Origin of the sequence: Synechocystis sp. LKSZ1 (genome assembly GCF_040436315.1) — a bacterium.
Lineage (GTDB): Bacteria > Cyanobacteriota > Cyanobacteriia > Cyanobacteriales > Microcystaceae > Synechocystis.
Genome location: NZ_AP031572.1, coordinates 3,319,556 through 3,334,588 on the forward strand (window position 1 = coordinate 3,319,556; position 15,033 = coordinate 3,334,588).

Annotated in this window: 14 protein-coding genes; 3 read left to right on the forward strand and 11 right to left on the reverse strand. The window is 50.7% G+C overall.

Annotation, left to right across the window (positions count from 1 at the left end; genetic code table 11):
- Nucleotides 1-94: 94 nt before the first annotated feature.
- Nucleotides 95-1,273 (reverse strand): molybdopterin-synthase adenylyltransferase MoeB, encoded by a 1,179-nt coding sequence (moeB, locus tag ABXS88_RS15010; protein ID WP_353672856.1) that lies wholly within the window; start codon nucleotides 1,271-1,273, stop codon nucleotides 95-97.
- Between the two features lie 112 nt (nucleotides 1,274-1,385).
- Here moeB and ABXS88_RS15015 point away from each other — a divergent pair, with 112 nt between their 5' ends.
- Nucleotides 1,386-1,769, forward strand: coding sequence for a DUF2237 domain-containing protein (locus ABXS88_RS15015; protein ID WP_353672857.1), 384 nt, complete (start codon nucleotides 1,386-1,388; stop codon nucleotides 1,767-1,769).
- 87 nt (nucleotides 1,770-1,856) lie between these two features.
- On the opposite strand, the gene rpsJ is transcribed toward ABXS88_RS15015, so the two are convergent.
- From rpsJ to ABXS88_RS15050, 7 genes are all read right to left on the reverse strand, one after another.
- Nucleotides 1,857-2,174 carry a 30S ribosomal protein S10 gene (gene rpsJ, locus ABXS88_RS15020; RefSeq protein WP_353672858.1) on the reverse strand — a complete coding sequence of 106 codons (318 nt, stop codon included), beginning with the start codon at nucleotides 2,172-2,174 and terminating at the stop codon, nucleotides 1,857-1,859.
- Between the two features lie 132 nt (nucleotides 2,175-2,306).
- Nucleotides 2,307-3,536, reverse strand: coding sequence for an elongation factor Tu (gene tuf / locus ABXS88_RS15025; RefSeq protein ID WP_353672859.1), 1,230 nt, complete (start codon nucleotides 3,534-3,536; stop codon nucleotides 2,307-2,309).
- 58 nt (nucleotides 3,537-3,594) lie between these two features.
- Nucleotides 3,595-5,670 carry an elongation factor G gene (fusA, locus tag ABXS88_RS15030; RefSeq protein ID WP_353672860.1) on the reverse strand — a complete coding sequence of 692 codons (2,076 nt, stop codon included), beginning with the start codon at nucleotides 5,668-5,670 and terminating at the stop codon, nucleotides 3,595-3,597.
- A gap of 160 nt (nucleotides 5,671-5,830) precedes the next feature.
- Nucleotides 5,831-6,301, reverse strand: a complete 471-nt coding sequence (gene rpsG, locus ABXS88_RS15035; protein ID WP_353672861.1) for a 30S ribosomal protein S7 — start codon at nucleotides 6,299-6,301, stop codon at nucleotides 5,831-5,833.
- A 157-nt stretch (nucleotides 6,302-6,458) separates the two neighbouring features.
- Nucleotides 6,459-6,839 carry a 30S ribosomal protein S12 gene (gene rpsL / locus ABXS88_RS15040; protein WP_010872944.1) on the reverse strand — a complete coding sequence of 127 codons (381 nt, stop codon included), beginning with the start codon at nucleotides 6,837-6,839 and terminating at the stop codon, nucleotides 6,459-6,461.
- 90 nt (nucleotides 6,840-6,929) lie between these two features.
- Nucleotides 6,930-7,589: a TIGR04282 family arsenosugar biosynthesis glycosyltransferase gene (locus ABXS88_RS15045; RefSeq protein WP_353672862.1), complete on the reverse strand. Its 660-nt coding sequence runs from the start codon at nucleotides 7,587-7,589 to the stop codon at nucleotides 6,930-6,932.
- Complete coding sequence (locus ABXS88_RS15050; protein WP_353672863.1) at nucleotides 7,586-8,194, reverse strand: class I SAM-dependent methyltransferase; 609 nt, start codon at nucleotides 8,192-8,194, stop codon at nucleotides 7,586-7,588. The genes ABXS88_RS15045 and ABXS88_RS15050 overlap by 4 nt, the downstream gene beginning before the upstream one ends.
- 59 nt (nucleotides 8,195-8,253) lie before the next feature.
- Between ABXS88_RS15050 and ABXS88_RS15055 the strand changes: the two genes are divergently transcribed.
- Nucleotides 8,254-9,441, forward strand: coding sequence for a class I SAM-dependent methyltransferase (locus ABXS88_RS15055; protein ID WP_353672864.1), 1,188 nt, complete (start codon nucleotides 8,254-8,256; stop codon nucleotides 9,439-9,441).
- Here the strand turns inward: ABXS88_RS15055 and ABXS88_RS15060 are convergent.
- Complete coding sequence (locus ABXS88_RS15060) at nucleotides 9,434-12,823, reverse strand: EAL domain-containing protein (RefSeq protein ID WP_353672865.1); 3,390 nt, start codon at nucleotides 12,821-12,823, stop codon at nucleotides 9,434-9,436. The two genes, ABXS88_RS15055 and ABXS88_RS15060, sit on opposite strands and share 8 nt — an antisense overlap.
- A gap of 96 nt (nucleotides 12,824-12,919) precedes the next feature.
- On the opposite strand from ABXS88_RS15060, the gene lipA reads away from it, so the two are divergent.
- Nucleotides 12,920-13,792 (forward strand): lipoyl synthase, encoded by an 873-nt coding sequence (lipA, locus tag ABXS88_RS15065; RefSeq protein ID WP_353672866.1) that lies wholly within the window; start codon nucleotides 12,920-12,922, stop codon nucleotides 13,790-13,792.
- A gap of 64 nt (nucleotides 13,793-13,856) precedes the next feature.
- Here the strand turns inward: lipA and minE are convergent, their stop codons facing one another.
- Entirely contained in the window at nucleotides 13,857-14,141 is a 285-nt protein-coding gene (gene minE, locus ABXS88_RS15070; protein ID WP_353672867.1) for a cell division topological specificity factor MinE, read from the reverse strand.
- Between the two features lie 41 nt (nucleotides 14,142-14,182).
- A complete protein-coding gene (gene minD / locus ABXS88_RS15075; RefSeq protein ID WP_353672868.1) occupies nucleotides 14,183-14,983 on the reverse strand; it encodes a septum site-determining protein MinD in 801 nt (266 codons plus the stop codon).
- Between the last annotated feature and the right edge of the window lie 50 nt (nucleotides 14,984-15,033).

Genomic DNA, 15,033 nt, shown 5'->3' on the forward strand with positions numbered 1-15,033 from the left:
GAGATTTGGTATAATTTCGTCTGAAGTATTTGCATTAAAAAACGCCTTCTCTGGGAAGGCGAATCCTGTCGTTGGTGGAAATCAGAGTTTAGATTTAGTACTGCGTAACACTGGAATCGACCTCTTTACTCCAGGCCGTTATGCCGCCTTTGACGTTGATCCCTTCGATGCCAGCTTCCTTGAGGAGAGTTAACGCCTTGGCCGAGCGCCCTCCCATTTTGCAATGGGCAATTAAAATTCCCTCGTGGCCATCCAGCAGTTCCTTCACCTTTTCAATGCCGTGGCCAGCCTCAATATCTGGTAGAGGAACCAAGACCGAGCCAGGAATCCGGGCAATATCATATTCATTGGGGTTGCGGACATCCAACAAAATAAAGTCTTTGTCTTGACGCTCCATCAGGGCCTTCAATTCCAGCACCGTCATCTCAGATAGTGCAGAAGATTCCGCTACTTCTGCCGCCTTAGCCTGGGGAATGCCACAGAACTGCTCGTAATCAATCAGCTTTTCAATGACAGGGCGTTCGGGATTGGGACGCAACCGCAGTTCCCGGAATTTCATCTCCCAAGCATTAAATAACAACAGACGGCCGCTGAGGGTATTCGGAGCTCCGAGGATAATTTTTAAGGCTTCTGTCGCCTGAATTGTACCGATAATCCCTGGTAAAACGCCGAGAACCCCCCCTTCGGCACAGGAGGGCACCATTCCTGGTGGGGGCGGTTCGGGGTAGAGGTCACGGTAGTTGGGGCCATCCTGATAGTTAAAGACCGTTGCCTGGCCCTCAAAGCGGAAGATAGAGCCGTAGACATTGGGCTTGTTCAAGAGCACACAGGCATCGTTGGTTAGATAACGGGTGGGAAAGTTATCCGTACCATCAATCACAATATCGTAGGGCCGAATAATATCTAGGGCATTACTGGCGGTGAGTTGAGTTTCGTAGAGGTCAACCTGACAGTAGGGATTAATTTCCAGAATGCGGTGTTTCGCCGACTCGATCTTTGGTTTCCCGACCCAGGAAGTGCCGTGGATGATCTGGCGTTGTAGGTTGGAATGATCGACAATGTCAAAATCAATAATGCCAATCCGGCCAATCCCAGCGGCGGCGAGGTAGAGAAGAAGAGGAGAGCCAAGGCCCCCTGTTCCGATACAGAGGATGCTAGCGGCCTTGATTCGTTTTTGTCCGTCTAGCCCTACTTCCGGCAAAATAATGTGGCGAGAATAACGTTGATAGTCGTCGGGAGAGAGTTCAATCTCTGCTAAGTTTGGATTAAGCATAGGCGTTACCTACGGGAATTAATCGAGCCTTACAACCGTAGGAAAATAACCATTCTACTGTTTTTTGTCTGCTCTTGACTTTTTCTGTCCTTCTACTTTTCTCAAAATTCCGATGGCTGATCCCAAAAACGTCCTAGGAAAATCTTTGCAATGTTGTTGCCAATCCCCTCGTACCGGTTTTTATCGTGATGGGTATTGCCAAACAGGGCCCGATGATTTTGGGCGGCATGTGGTGTGCGCCCAGATGACGGCAGAGTTTTTGGCCTTTACCCAGGCCCGAGGCAATGATCTGTCCACGCCGATTCCTGCCTATCAATTTCCTGGCCTGAAACCGGGAGATAAATGGTGTCTCTGTGCCAGTCGGTGGCAAGAAGCAAGGGAAGCGGGTATTGCCCCTCCCGTCGATCTCCACGCAACCCATGAAAAGGCCCTGGAGATCATTGCTCTAGAAGACTTGATTACCCATGCCTTGCCGAGCAATGGTGCAAATGCCTAGAAACTTGGCCCAGTTGGCCCTGTAACAGAAAACCCCACTAATGATTGAGTGGGGCTAGATCAAAGATATTTGATTTTCTTATAATTTTTAGAGCTTGACTTCGATGTCAACCCCAGCCGGTAAGTCGAGTTTCATCAAGGCATCAATGGTCTTGGAGGACGGTTGGTAAATATCAATAATGCGGCGGTGGGTGCGGGTTTCAAAGTGCTCCCGTGAATCCTTATCAACGTGGGGAGAACGCAGGACGCAATAAATTTTACGCTTGGTGGGCAGGGGAATTGGTCCAATCGCTGTAGCGTTGGTGCGATTAGCCGTATCGACAATCTTGTCGCAGGAGGTATCTAGAAGACGACGGTCAAAGGCCTTGAGGCGGATGCGGATTTTTTGTTGTTGGATAGTAGCCATGGGTAAATTACGATAATTTCTTAAGTTTTCAAGGTGCAGAATGACAGAACCGGAGAATAACTAGGGATCAGGAAATCAAAGAGTAGCAGTGATTTCCTGAGAACCCTAATTATCTCAAGCATGGTCTAGGGCCTACTTCAAGATTTTAGAGACAACGCCAGCACCAATAGTACGGCCACCCTCACGAATCGCGAAGCGCATCCCTTGCTCAATAGCAATGGGGCAGATCAGTTCAACGGTCATTTTGATCCGGTCGCCGGGCATGACCATTTCTACGGCACCGCCATCATCAGAGGTATAGCTCTTGATGGTTCCCGTTACGTCGGTTGTCCGCACGTAGAACTGGGGACGGTAGTTGGCAAAGAAAGGCGTGTGGCGGCCCCCTTCTTCTTTTTTGAGGACGTAAACTTCCCCTTCAAATTCGGTGTGGGGCGTAATGGACTTGGGCTTAGCCAGTACCATACCGCGCTCGATTTCTTCCTTTTGCACACCCCGGAGCAGAAGACCGACGTTATCACCCGCCATCCCTTCTTCTAGGGTTTTTTGGAACATTTCTACGCCAGTGACGGTTGTGCTCTTGGTGTCTTTGATACCCACGATCTCAACGGTTTCACCGACTTTGATTTTGCCCCGTTCAATCCGACCGGTGGCAACGGTGCCCCGACCGGTGATGGAGAACACGTCTTCGACGGCCATCAGGAAGGGCTTATCAACTTCCCGCTCGGGGGTATCAATGTAGTCGTCAACGGCATCCATCAGGTCATAGATTTTATCGACCCACTCATTTTCCCCTTTGACAATTTTGGGGTTGGCGACCATTGCATCCAAGGCTTCTTTGGCCGAGCCAGCAATAATGGGAATGTCATCACCAGGGAAATCGTAGTCGCTGAGGAGTTCACGCACCTCTAGCTCTACCAGTTCCAGCAATTCGTCGTCATCCACCATGTCTTTTTTGTTGAGGAAGACCACCAGCTTGGGCACCCCGACCTGTTTGGCGAGCAGGATGTGCTCACGGGTTTGAGGCATAGGGCCATCCGCGGCGGAAACCACCAGAATACCCCCGTCCATTTGGGCAGCTCCGGTAATCATGTTTTTAACGTAGTCAGCGTGACCAGGGCAGTCCACGTGGGCATAGTGACGGTTTTCCGTTTCGTATTCTACGTGAGCCGTGTTGATGGTAATCCCCCGCGCTTTTTCTTCGGGAGCGGCATCAATATCATCGTATTTACGAGCCTTTGCTTGACCCAGGGCCGACAGGGTCATGGTGATAGCGGCTGTTAGGGTCGTTTTACCGTGGTCAACGTGGCCAATAGTGCCGATGTTAACGTGGTCTTTCGTCCGTTCAAATTTTGCGCGTGCCATGGGTAAATGTTTCCTTTGTTAGATTCTGCGTACAGTTTGGCCTAATCCCTAGACTAAACTAGGCGTTCCCTTTGTTTTTTGCAATGATCGCTTCCGCGACATTCCGGGGGACTTCTGCATAGTGACTAAACTCCATGGAGAAAATCCCCCGACCTTGGGTTTTGGACCGGATATCGGTCGCGTAACCAAACATTTCTGCCAATGGAACTTTAGCAGAAACCTTGGCCACGCCCTGCTCCGTCTCTTGCCCCTCAATTTGCCCACGACGGGAATTGAGGTCACCGATAATGTTGCCGATGAAGTCTTCAGGAACCTCGACTTCAACCTTCATCATGGGTTCTAGGAGCACAGGAGCAGCGTTGAGGACAGCTTCTTTGATTGCCATCGAACCAGCAATCTTGAAAGCCATTTCTGAGGAATCCACGTCATGGTAAGAGCCATCCACAAGAGTGGCCCTGAGATCAATAACGGGATAGCCCGCCAGAATTCCCGAGGCACAAGCCTCCTTCATTCCCTGTTCTGAGGGAGCAATGTACTCTTTGGGTACGGTGCCGCCCACAATTTTGGAAACAAATTCAAAACCTGACCCCGGCTCCGCCGGTTCTAGGTCGATCACGACGTGACCATATTGACCCTTTCCTCCACTTTGACGGATAAATTTCCCCTCGGCCCGCACCGCCTTCCGAATGGTTTCTCGGTAGGCCACCTGGGGAGCGCCAACATTGGCCTCCACTTTAAATTCCCGTAGCATGCGATCTACTAGAATTTCTAAGTGGAGTTCTCCCATGCCAGCAATGACGGTCTGATTCGTTTCCGGATCTACTGTCACCCGAAACGTGGGGTCTTCTTCCGATAACGACTGCAAGGCCTTGGATAATTTTTCCATATCCTGCTTCGTTTTGGGTTCTACCGCCACCGAAATCACGGGTTCGGGGATGTACAGGGACTCTAGAACAATCGCCGCTCCTTCTTCACAGAGGGTATCGCCGGTGAGGGTATCCTTTAGGCCAAGGACGGCTCCAAGGTCTCCCGCCCGGAGTTCATCCACCTCAATTCGGTCATCGGCCTTGAGAACAATGAGACGAGAAATCCGCTCTTTCTTGTTTTTTGTAGAGTTGAGGACATAGCTTCCCTTCTGCAAAACCCCCGAATAAACCCGCACAAAGGTTAGACGACCATAGGGGTCTGCCATGACCTTAAAGGCAAGGGCCGAAAGCGGTGCCTCGTCATCAGCGGGACGTTGGGCTATTTCACCGTTGGGTAATTCTCCTTCGATGGCGGGAACTTCCAGGGGCGAGGGTAAATAGTCGATGACCGCATCCAGCAGTAACTGCACACCCTTATTCTTGAAGGCTGAACCACAGAGCACCGGCACAATGGAGCCATTGATCGTGCCCTGCCGCAGCCCTTGACGCAGTTCATCTGCTGTTAAGTCTTCCCCTTCCAGGTATTTTTCCATCAGGGCATCGTCGGCTTCCGCCACGGCCTCTACCAGTTGCAAACGATGGGCCTGGGCCTGCTCCTGCATGGACTCAGGAATGGGAATCTCAGCAATATCCGTACCAAGGTCGTTGGTGTAAAGATAGGCCGTCATCTTGACCAAATCAACGATGCCCTTAAAGTCTCCTTCACTGCCAATGGGTATCTGCACGGGGACGGCATTGGCCCGGAGACGGTCTCGCATCTGTTCGTACACCCGGAAGAAATTGGCCCCGGTACGATCCATTTTGTTGATGAACGCAATTCGTGGTACCCGGTAGCGGTCAGCCTGCCGCCAAACCGTTTCGGATTGGGGCTGAACGCCGCCGACGGAACAAAATACAGCGATCACTCCGTCCAGGACGCGCATGGAACGTTCCACCTCGATGGTGAAATCGACGTGGCCAGGGGTATCAATGATATTGATGCGATGGTCTTGCCAACTGGTGCTAATCGCCGCCGCCGTAATCGTAATGCCCCGTTCCCGCTCCTGGGCCATCCAGTCGGTTACAGCTGTTCCCTCGTGGACTTCTCCCAATTTGTGGACAACGCCAGAGTAGAACAGGATTCGTTCGGTTGTCGTTGTTTTACCCGCATCAATGTGGGCCGCGATGCCAATATTCCGCACTCGCTCTAGGGGGATAGACCGTCCCACTGCTACCTCCTCATCGCTGGTTTTACCAGGGTTGCAATAGTATTTCTGGGGTTGATGGTGTTGGTGAAAGTAACCGCCTTTACAATTCTATACGTTTCTTTGCCTGTCTTTAATATGGAGAGCCCAGGGAAAGGCGGCGGATTACCGCCCCTCTGATGGCTTAATAACGGTAGTGGGCAAAGGCCTTATTCGCTTCAGCCATCCGGTGGGTTTCTTCCCGTTTCTTGATAGCGGCTCCGGTTTCGTTGGCTGCATCCATAATTTCATTGGCCAGTTTGCTCGCCATGGTTCTGCCACCACGGGAGCGGGCATATTGCACCAGCCAACGCAGGGCCAGGGCTGTCCCCCGAGATGAACGGACTTCCATGGGCACTTGGTAGGTGGCACCACCGACCCGACGGGCTTTGACTTCCACAAGGGGGGTCAAGTTTTTAACCGCTTTTTCAAAGACTTCCAACGGCTCATTCCCTGTTTTCTCGCCGACGCTTTTCAGGGCATCGTAAACAATGTTCGAGGCTAAGGATTTTTTGCCGCTCCGCATGACCCGACGAATGGTCATATTAACGAGACAGCTATTATAGACGGGATCAGGGGGGACAGGGCGCTTTTTAACGTTTCCGCGACGAGACATAGTGCTTTATTTTCTGAACTGAACAAACAATTAAATAGCTTTCCGTATATCTCAAAGGAGCTCTAGGAAATAGGGCAATCCTCTCAGGGGTGGATTACACGGCGATTAAGATATAGATAAAAGGACTGGGGTGGCGTAAAGCCAATGATTTAGAAGCTTACTTCTTGGCTTTTTCTCGTTTAGTACCGTATTTAGAACGTCCTTGCTTACGGTCTTTAACCCCGGTGGCATCTAGAGTTCCGCGGACGATATGGTATCTGACCCCCGGTAGATCCTTAACCCGGCCACCCCGAATCAAAACAACGGAGTGTTCTTGTAGGTTGTGGCCAATGCCCGGAATGTAGGCGGTCACTTCAAAGCCAGAGGTCAACCGAACCCGAGCAACTTTACGCAGGGCTGAGTTGGGCTTTTTGGGTGTGGTGGTATAGACCCGAGTGCAGACCCCACGACGTTGAGGGCATTGCTTCAGGGCAGGGGATTTGGTCTTTTTCTGGACTTTCGAGCGTTCGCTACGAATTAACTGCTGAATAGTGGGCATGGGTTATGAAGGAAGAATATTAGCTAGACTCCCAGGGTTCAGATAGAATCGTTGACAAATTCCCATCTTACCGACTTAAGTAGGAGGGTGTCAACCCTGTTCAGGGCCCCCCATCATATCATGTTGCGTTCCCCAGACCCCAGGCGGTACATGAATCAGATCCTCAGGGCGGTCAATATCCACCAGACAGGGCAGAGTCGTATAGCCCCACGCCTTTTGAACTATTTTTTCGCATGTTTGCTGATACACCAGATGACTCCCCCAGGCAATATCCCGGAAAAGTTCGGGAATAAGCTGTCCCAGTCCCAGGAGGTAGTAGCCACCATCTTCCGCCGGGCCCAAAACAACATCGCAGTCGCTTAAGTATTGAAAAGCCTGTTGTAGTAACTCTGTAGTTAGCCCAGGACAATCCGTCCCAATGATGACAACGTGATGAGCCCCCGCCTCAAAGGCCGCTTGAAAAGCTTGACCCATTCGTTCCCCGAGATCACCAGGGCCTTGGGGATAGTAGGAAATGTCAGGCCCTAACCAATCTTGCATCGAGGACAGGGAAGGGCCATCAAAGTAAACATTTAGAGTAATGGGGGTCGTTTGCTGGAGGGCCTGGACTTGCCGCAGAGTATGTTCTGTCAGGAAACGATGTAGATCAGCAGCCCCTTGGGGCCCTAGGGCCGGAATCAGTCGAGTTTTTGCTTGACCAGGTGTCGGGTAACGTGTGAAAAGAATTAACTGCTGGAGCATCGTGCTCATGGGGCCTGGAAAATACTGAGTACAACCGGGCCAAGCAACGCATAATGCCCGAGACACTGTAAACCACTCTGATGGGCAAAAGCCTCACGTTGATGGGGAGAATAAAATCGGAGACCGCCGGGAGTGAACGCCAGGCTGGTGCTTCCCCACAGAGAACTGTAGTCAGCCAGATAAAAACGGCCCTGGATCTTAAGGACCCGTGCCACCTCATCAAAGACCCGTTGGGGCTCGGGGTAATGCAAAAAGCTAATGGTGTTGAAAACGGCATCAAATTGGCCCTGGGCCGCCGGTAGTGCCTCCGCATTACCAGGATAAAACAGAAGACGGGGATGGTGTTGATTTTGCCGCCGGGCCTGAAATAGCATTTCGGGCGATAGATCCAGGCCTAGGCCCTGGAGCTGAGGATACTGCTCTGCAAGGCGATGGAGTAATTTTCCGGTGCCACAACCGAGATCCAGCACTTGGGCTGAGTCCGGCAGGGTGACGTAGGACAGCAAGCGCCGATGAATGGCCTGGTAAAAAATAGTCGTCAGCAGACAGTCGTAGGCAGGGGCCCAGCGGTCAAAAAGGCGGGTTTTTTGCTCAAAAAACGAAGCATTGGCCATAGGTCGTGAACACAGACGGGTTATTTTAAGCCTAGACGAATTTTTAGGACTCTTGGGTTATGTCTTCTCCTCCAATTCCAGCCTCGGCCCATAAGGCCTTACTCCAGGCTTTAGACCAAGCCCCAGCCCAACGATTCACCTTTGCCGAGTTTATGGACTGGGTTCTGTACCATCCCGTTTATGGTTATTACAGTCGCGGCAGGGTCGCCATTGGTGTTCAGGGTGACTTTGTGACATCAGCGAGTCTCGGGCCTGATTTTGGTGAATTGCTGGCGGTTCAATTCCAAGAAATGTGGCAAATACTGGGGTGTCCCTCTTCTTTTAATCTTTTGGAAATGGGAGCCGGAACAGGCAATTTAGCCTATAGCATTCTAAATTTTATCAAAGAAAACTATCCAGCGTTTTGGTTGGCTTTAGATTATCAAATTATTGAGATTTCTCCCGGCTTAAAGATTCAGCAACGCCAGACCTTACAGGCCTTTTTAGATAACGTTCGTTGGGCTCATTGCTCTGAAATAGCCGACCAATCCCTCGTAGGATGTTGTTTTAGTAATGAATTAGTCGATGCCTTTCCTGTCCATCGTGTGATTCGTCACCAGGGCCAGTTAAAAGAAATTTATGTCACAGCCCAGGCGGGACAATTAATAGAAATCATCGATAACTTATCAACACCTCAGTTATCACTTTACTTCCAAGAATTAGGTATCGACTTAACGGCCCCGGAATATCCTGAGGATTATTGTACAGAGGTTAACCTCCAGGCCAGATCTTGGTTACAACAAGTAGCCCCAAAGCTAGACCGGGGCTATATTCTCACTATCGACTATGGTTATTCTGCCCAGAAATATTATCATCCCCAACGCTATCAAGGCACCCTCCAATGCTATTACCAACAGCGTTACCACGCCGATCCCTACCTTAATCTGGGAGAGCAAGATATTACCAGCCATGTCAATTTCACGGCCCTGGAGCAATGGGGAAAACAATGCAGTCTAGAATCATTGGGTGGGTTACCCCAGAGCTTATTTTTAATGAATTTAGGTCTCGGAGAACGATTGGCAAACTTATCAAACAGTGATTATTCCTTGCCAGAACTTTTACAGCGACGAGAACAACTTCATCAACTAATAGATCCCGTCGGTCTGGGTAAATTTTGGGTGCTTCTACAGGGTAAAAATCTAGAAGCTAGCTCATACTCAGCTTCGCTCCGAGGCTTGCAGAATTTTGATATTTTACCGACTATCTAGACCCACTAATAGGAGCAGATTTCTCGGCTAAAATGCGGTGTAAAAAATCCGTGGCTTGGTCGGGGAGCAGGGCCTTGGCAAATAAATAGCCCTGAGCAAACTCGCAACCTAGTTGATGCAATTGGGCGAGGTGGCTGGGGGTCTCAATCCCTTCAGCAATGGATTGAATACCGAGCTGATGGCTCAGGGTAATGATGGTTTCTACTATTTTGTGGCTACGGGAACTGTCCAGCATGGCCTGAATAAAAGATTGATCAATTTTGAGACTATGGACTGGAAATTGGTAGAGATAGTTCAAGGAGGAATAGCCCGTACCAAAATCATCAATACTAATCTGAATCCCCTGATGCTGGAGTTGTTGTAGGAGAATGATGGTTTTTTCCACATTTTCCACCAGCATACTTTCGGTAATTTCTAAGGTGATCGCCTGAGTCGGTAATTGCCATTGTTGTTGCAGGGCCGTAATTTCAGGTAATAAATCCCCTAGCCAGAGGTCGAGGGCCGACAGATTAATACTTATTTTTAGGGTCTGGAATTGGGGAAATTGTTGATGCCATTGGGCCAATTGGGCACAGGCAGTCTGGAGCACCCAGCGGTCAATAGGGACAATCAGACCGGTTTCTTCGGCAATGGGAATGAAGTCCTTAGGAGTTAGCAAGCCCTTTTCTGGGTGTTGCCAGCGTACCAGGGCCTCAAACCCATAAACTTGTCCACTTTCAATCGCCATAATCGGTTGGTAATAAACCTGAAATTGATGGTGCTTAAGGGCCTGACGAAGATCCTGTTCTAGGTAAAGACGCTGGAGGGCCTCACGGTGCATCTCCGCATCAAAAATTTCGTAGCGGGCCTTGCCCTTAGCCTTCGCCTGGTACATGGCAATATCCCCATCCCGCAAAATTTCAGCGGCTTCGCTATAGTGCGAAGAATTTAGGACAATCCCAATACTGCTACTCAGGAAAATATCCCGTTCCTGGATCTGAATCGGTTGGCAAAGTTTAGCTAGAATTCGCTCTGTAATCAACACCACTTCCGCCAGGCCCTTGACATCTTCTAAGAGGACGATAAACTCGTCTCCCCCTAAGCGTGCCGCTAGATCCGTTGCCCGTAAATGGTTTTGCAAACTGTGGCCCACCTCGATCAGCACCTGATCGCCCACGAGATGCCCCAGGCTATCATTAATCACCTTAAAACGATCGAGGTCAAAGAATAGCACTGCAAATTGGTACTGGGGATTCCGCTGGGCCCGGTGCAGGGCCAACTCCAGACGTTCAACCAAGAGATTCCGATTAGGCAGGCCCGTTAAGCCATCGTGCATGGCTTCGTGTTTCAATTGGTCTTGAATTCGCACTCGCTCGGAAATATCCCGAGAGGTCGTTTGGATTTGGAGGACTTGGCCCTGATCATCAAGAATCGGTTTCGCCAGGGTTTCCAGCCATACATAATGGCCGTCTTGATGACGTATGCGGTAACGAGCCGGACTGGCTAAGCCAGAGCGAATCTGAGGCAGAACCTCGGCCTCTAGCCACTCTCGATCCTCAGGATGATAGAGTGCGTAGGGATAGGTACCGACCAAGTCTTCTGGCCGATAGCCCAATAAGTTCTCACAGGAAGGGCTAACGTATACATAGCAACAATCCGGGGCGTGCAAGCAGACTAAATCATGGCTATTTTCAGCCAGTAGCTGATAGAGTTCTTTACTTTCTTGCAGGGCCATCTCCGAGTATTTTCGTTCAGTGATATCGGTGATAGTGCCGACGTAGCCCTGGAGACAACCAGCGGAATCGTACTCCGGGCTAGCCTGGCCATAAACCCAGATAATATGACCGTTGGGATGCTGGAAACGATGTTCTAGGCGAAAGGTGCTCTGGGTCTGTAGGGCCTGTTGCCAGGCCTGGGCCACTAAGGCTTTGTCTTCGTCATAGAGTACCTGACTCCACCCCATGCCCAAGGCTTCTTCGAGGGTCAGCCCGGTAATCTGACACCAGGGAGGGTTGACGTAGAGACAATTCCCCAGAGCATCCGTGCGAAAGATACCGACGGGGAGTTGACTAATCAGGGACTGATAGCTGTGCTGACTTTCCCGCAGGGCATCTTCTGCTTGCTTCCGCTCCGTAATATCGATCACCAGGGAATCCCAGATCACGTCGCCGTTGTCCTGGCCCTGGGGTTGACCGGCTCCCTGCAAACACTTCTGCTGGCCCGAAGGCGTGATGATACGCCATTGCCAAGACCAGGGCTGGAGGGTTTGGGCCGAGGTCAAGACTGACTGCCGCAGGGCCACAATGTCCTCCGGATGACTCCGTTGCCAGAGAAGATGGACATCCTGTTCCGCATCTATCGCTTCCACTCCCCATAACTGGTAGCACCCAGGACTCATATACAGTACAGCATCAGTGCCATCGGGGTGGAGAATATAGCGAAAGATTGCCCCTGGAATATTAGCTGCTAAATTTCTGAGACGAGTTTCTCGCTCCTGCAGAGCCTGTTCAATGACCTTGCGGTCACTAATATCAAAAACAACCCCTAAAACTCGGAGGATTTGATGACCGCTATAAATGCCCTGAGCCTGGGCTTGGAGCCAGCGAATTTCTCCATCCGGCAAGATCACTCGAAATTGATGCTGATAGTAAGTCTGATTGGTCAGGGCCTTGTCTAGGGCAAATTCCAAGGGCGCGACATCTTCCGGATGAACAACTTGTAAAAAGGCTGGATAACTGGGGGTCGTCTCGGGGTTAATCCCTAGCAGGGAGAAAGTTTGGGCGTTCCACTGCAGTAAATCCTGCTGGAAATCCCAATCCCAGGTGCCAACGCCGTTGAAATCTAGAATCAGGCGTTGGCGTTCCTCTGTCTCCCGTAGTTTTCGTTCTGTTTCTCGCAGGGAGGTAATATCTCGGCCAACGGATTGCAGGCCCATCAACTGGCCCTGGGCGTTGAAAATCCCTTGGTTAAGCCATTGCGTCCAACCCGTTCTATCTCCGGCACGATGGTCACGATTTTCAGCGGTGAAAGAAGGATTTTCAGGCGTGAGTTGGGTAATCTGCTGGAGAATGGATTCCAGGTCATTAGGGTCAGCAAAATCAATCCAGCGACGACCGATGATTTCCTCGAGAGGACAACCGAGGGCCTGGCAGAGAGCCGGATTGGCGTAGGTAATGGTGGTATCCGGTTGGGAATGAAGAATAAAGTCCTGTTGGCTATCCAGGAGGTAATAGGCCTGGGAGAGAGACGCAGAGCGGTGCCCCAGGGGAGTAGCCTGGAACTCCATCACCCATTGCTTGATACTGTCGGGCAACTGTTGCCAATCTTCCCTAGAAATACCCTTGGATAGGCAAAATGTATTAGGATGCTCGGCTTCCATACGAGTGTTAATGTCCCAGAGCATAAACCGCCCACGCCCTAGATTCTAGCTTACTGGAATGACCCTTGATAGAATGTAGAGATCTAAATCAATCTTGATTTTTCCAAGGAGTAAAGGGGCGTGACCGTAAAACCAGAATGGCTTAGGGTAAAAGCTCCCCAGTGGCAACGGGTCGGCAGTGTTAAGGAAATTTTGCGGGATCTATCTCTCAATACGGTGTGTGAAGAGGCTTCCTGTCCCAATATTGGTGAATGTTTCCAGGCCGGCACGGCTACTTTTCTGATTATGGGGCCGGCTTGTACTCGGGCCTGTCCCTACTGCGACATTGACTTTGAGAAAAAGCCCCAACCCCTCGATCCGACGGAACCTTTGCGGCTAGCGGAAGCCGTGCAACGCCTCAAGCTAAATCACGTAGTCATCACCTCCGTTAATCGAGACGACCTGGCCGATGGCGGTGCTTCCCAGTTTGTTCGTTGTATTGAAGCTATTCGCGGCCGTTCTCCCCAGACAACGATTGAAGTTCTCATCCCCGATCTGTGCGGTAATTGGCAGGCCTTAGAACTCATTTTGCAGGCCCAGCCGGAGGTTTTGAATCACAATACCGAAACCGTGCCCCGTCTCTACCGGCGTGTGCGGCCCCAGGGAGATTATCAACGATCCCTGACCTTGTTGCAAAAAGCTAGAGAACTCCTGCCCAAGGTCTATAGCAAATCGGGAATTATGGTCGGTCTGGGAGAAACCGATGCGGAAGTTCGTCAAGTCATGCAAGATCTGCGACAAGTGGATTGCGATATTTTGACCCTCGGCCAGTACCTACAACCAACAGCCAAACACCTAGGGGTTCAAGACTTTATCCCCCCGGTTCAATTTGAGGCTTGGCAAAACTTTGGCGAATCCTTGGGATTTTTGCAAGTGGTGGCCTCGCCCCTGACCCGCAGTTCCTACCATGCTGAACAGGTACGGGCTCTGATGGAGCAGTATCCTCGTTCTTAGGCACAATTCACTACGACCCAAATAACACTACCCGGTATTTTTTGGAGGAATATCGCCTTAGCCCCTAGGACTCGGAGGTAAGGGGGCGGGCTCGAACCCGCCGCACCGGCAAATTGGCAATCAGGGCTGTCATACGTTGGTCACTTTCTAGGGATAACTCCATATCATCCGAATCGATTTCGACGTAGCGGCCCACCACTTCCAAAATATCGCGGCGCATGGCCTCCATCATCTCTGGACTCAGGCCCGAGCGGTCGTTAGCAATCACTAATTTGAGCCGGCGTTTGGCATCTTCCCCACTCCGGTTATTACCACGGCCAAATAGACGTTCCAACATATCCATAATCATACTGCTATCGGTTAATGAGGTGATTCCAGGGGCTCAAGGGCCTAACTGCCAAATAGACGGCGACGAATGCGGGCCAACAGGCCCTCGTGGGCAGCCATGAAATCCAAGAAGGGAATATCTTGGCCATCTAGGCGGCGGGCAATGTTTTGAAAGGCCAAACCGGGAACCGATAGCTTTTCCTCTAGCACCAGGGGTTCACCTTTATTGGTGGAAATAATAATTTTTTGGTCATCGGGCACAACGCCCAGCAGGGGAATAGCCAGAAGATCCAGAATATCGTCCACACTGATCATTTGATTCAACTGAATCATTTCTGGCCGTAGACGGTTGACGATCAGGCGAATTTTGCCAATACTTTCGGCCTCCAGTAAGCCAATCACCCGGTCAGCATCCCGCACCGCCGACATTTCTGGGGTGGTCACGATCAAGGCTTCCTGGGCCGGGGCGACGGCATTGCGAAAGCCCATTTCAATTCCTGCCGGACAGTCAATCAAAATGTAGTCAAATTTCGGCAGGAGTTGGTCCACTAAGGATTGCATTTGCTCGGCATTGATGGCATCCTTTGAACGATTTTGGGCCGCTGGCAACAACACTAAGTTGGAAAGTCGTTTGTCTTTTACCAGGGCCTTATCAATACTACAATCCCCAGCCAAAACATCAATGGCCGTGTAAACAATGCGCTGCTCTAATCCCAGGAGCAAGTCCAAATTTCTCAGGCCAAAATCAGCATCCACCAGGGCCACTTTTTTGCCGAGGCGAGCCAGAGCAGCTCCTAGATTGGCGGTGGTCGTCGTTTTTCCGACACCACCTTTGCCAGACGTCACAACAATAATCCGATTCATAACAAACGACTAGGGTGAAGGGAATAGAGAAGAAGGACTGGTTGAAGATT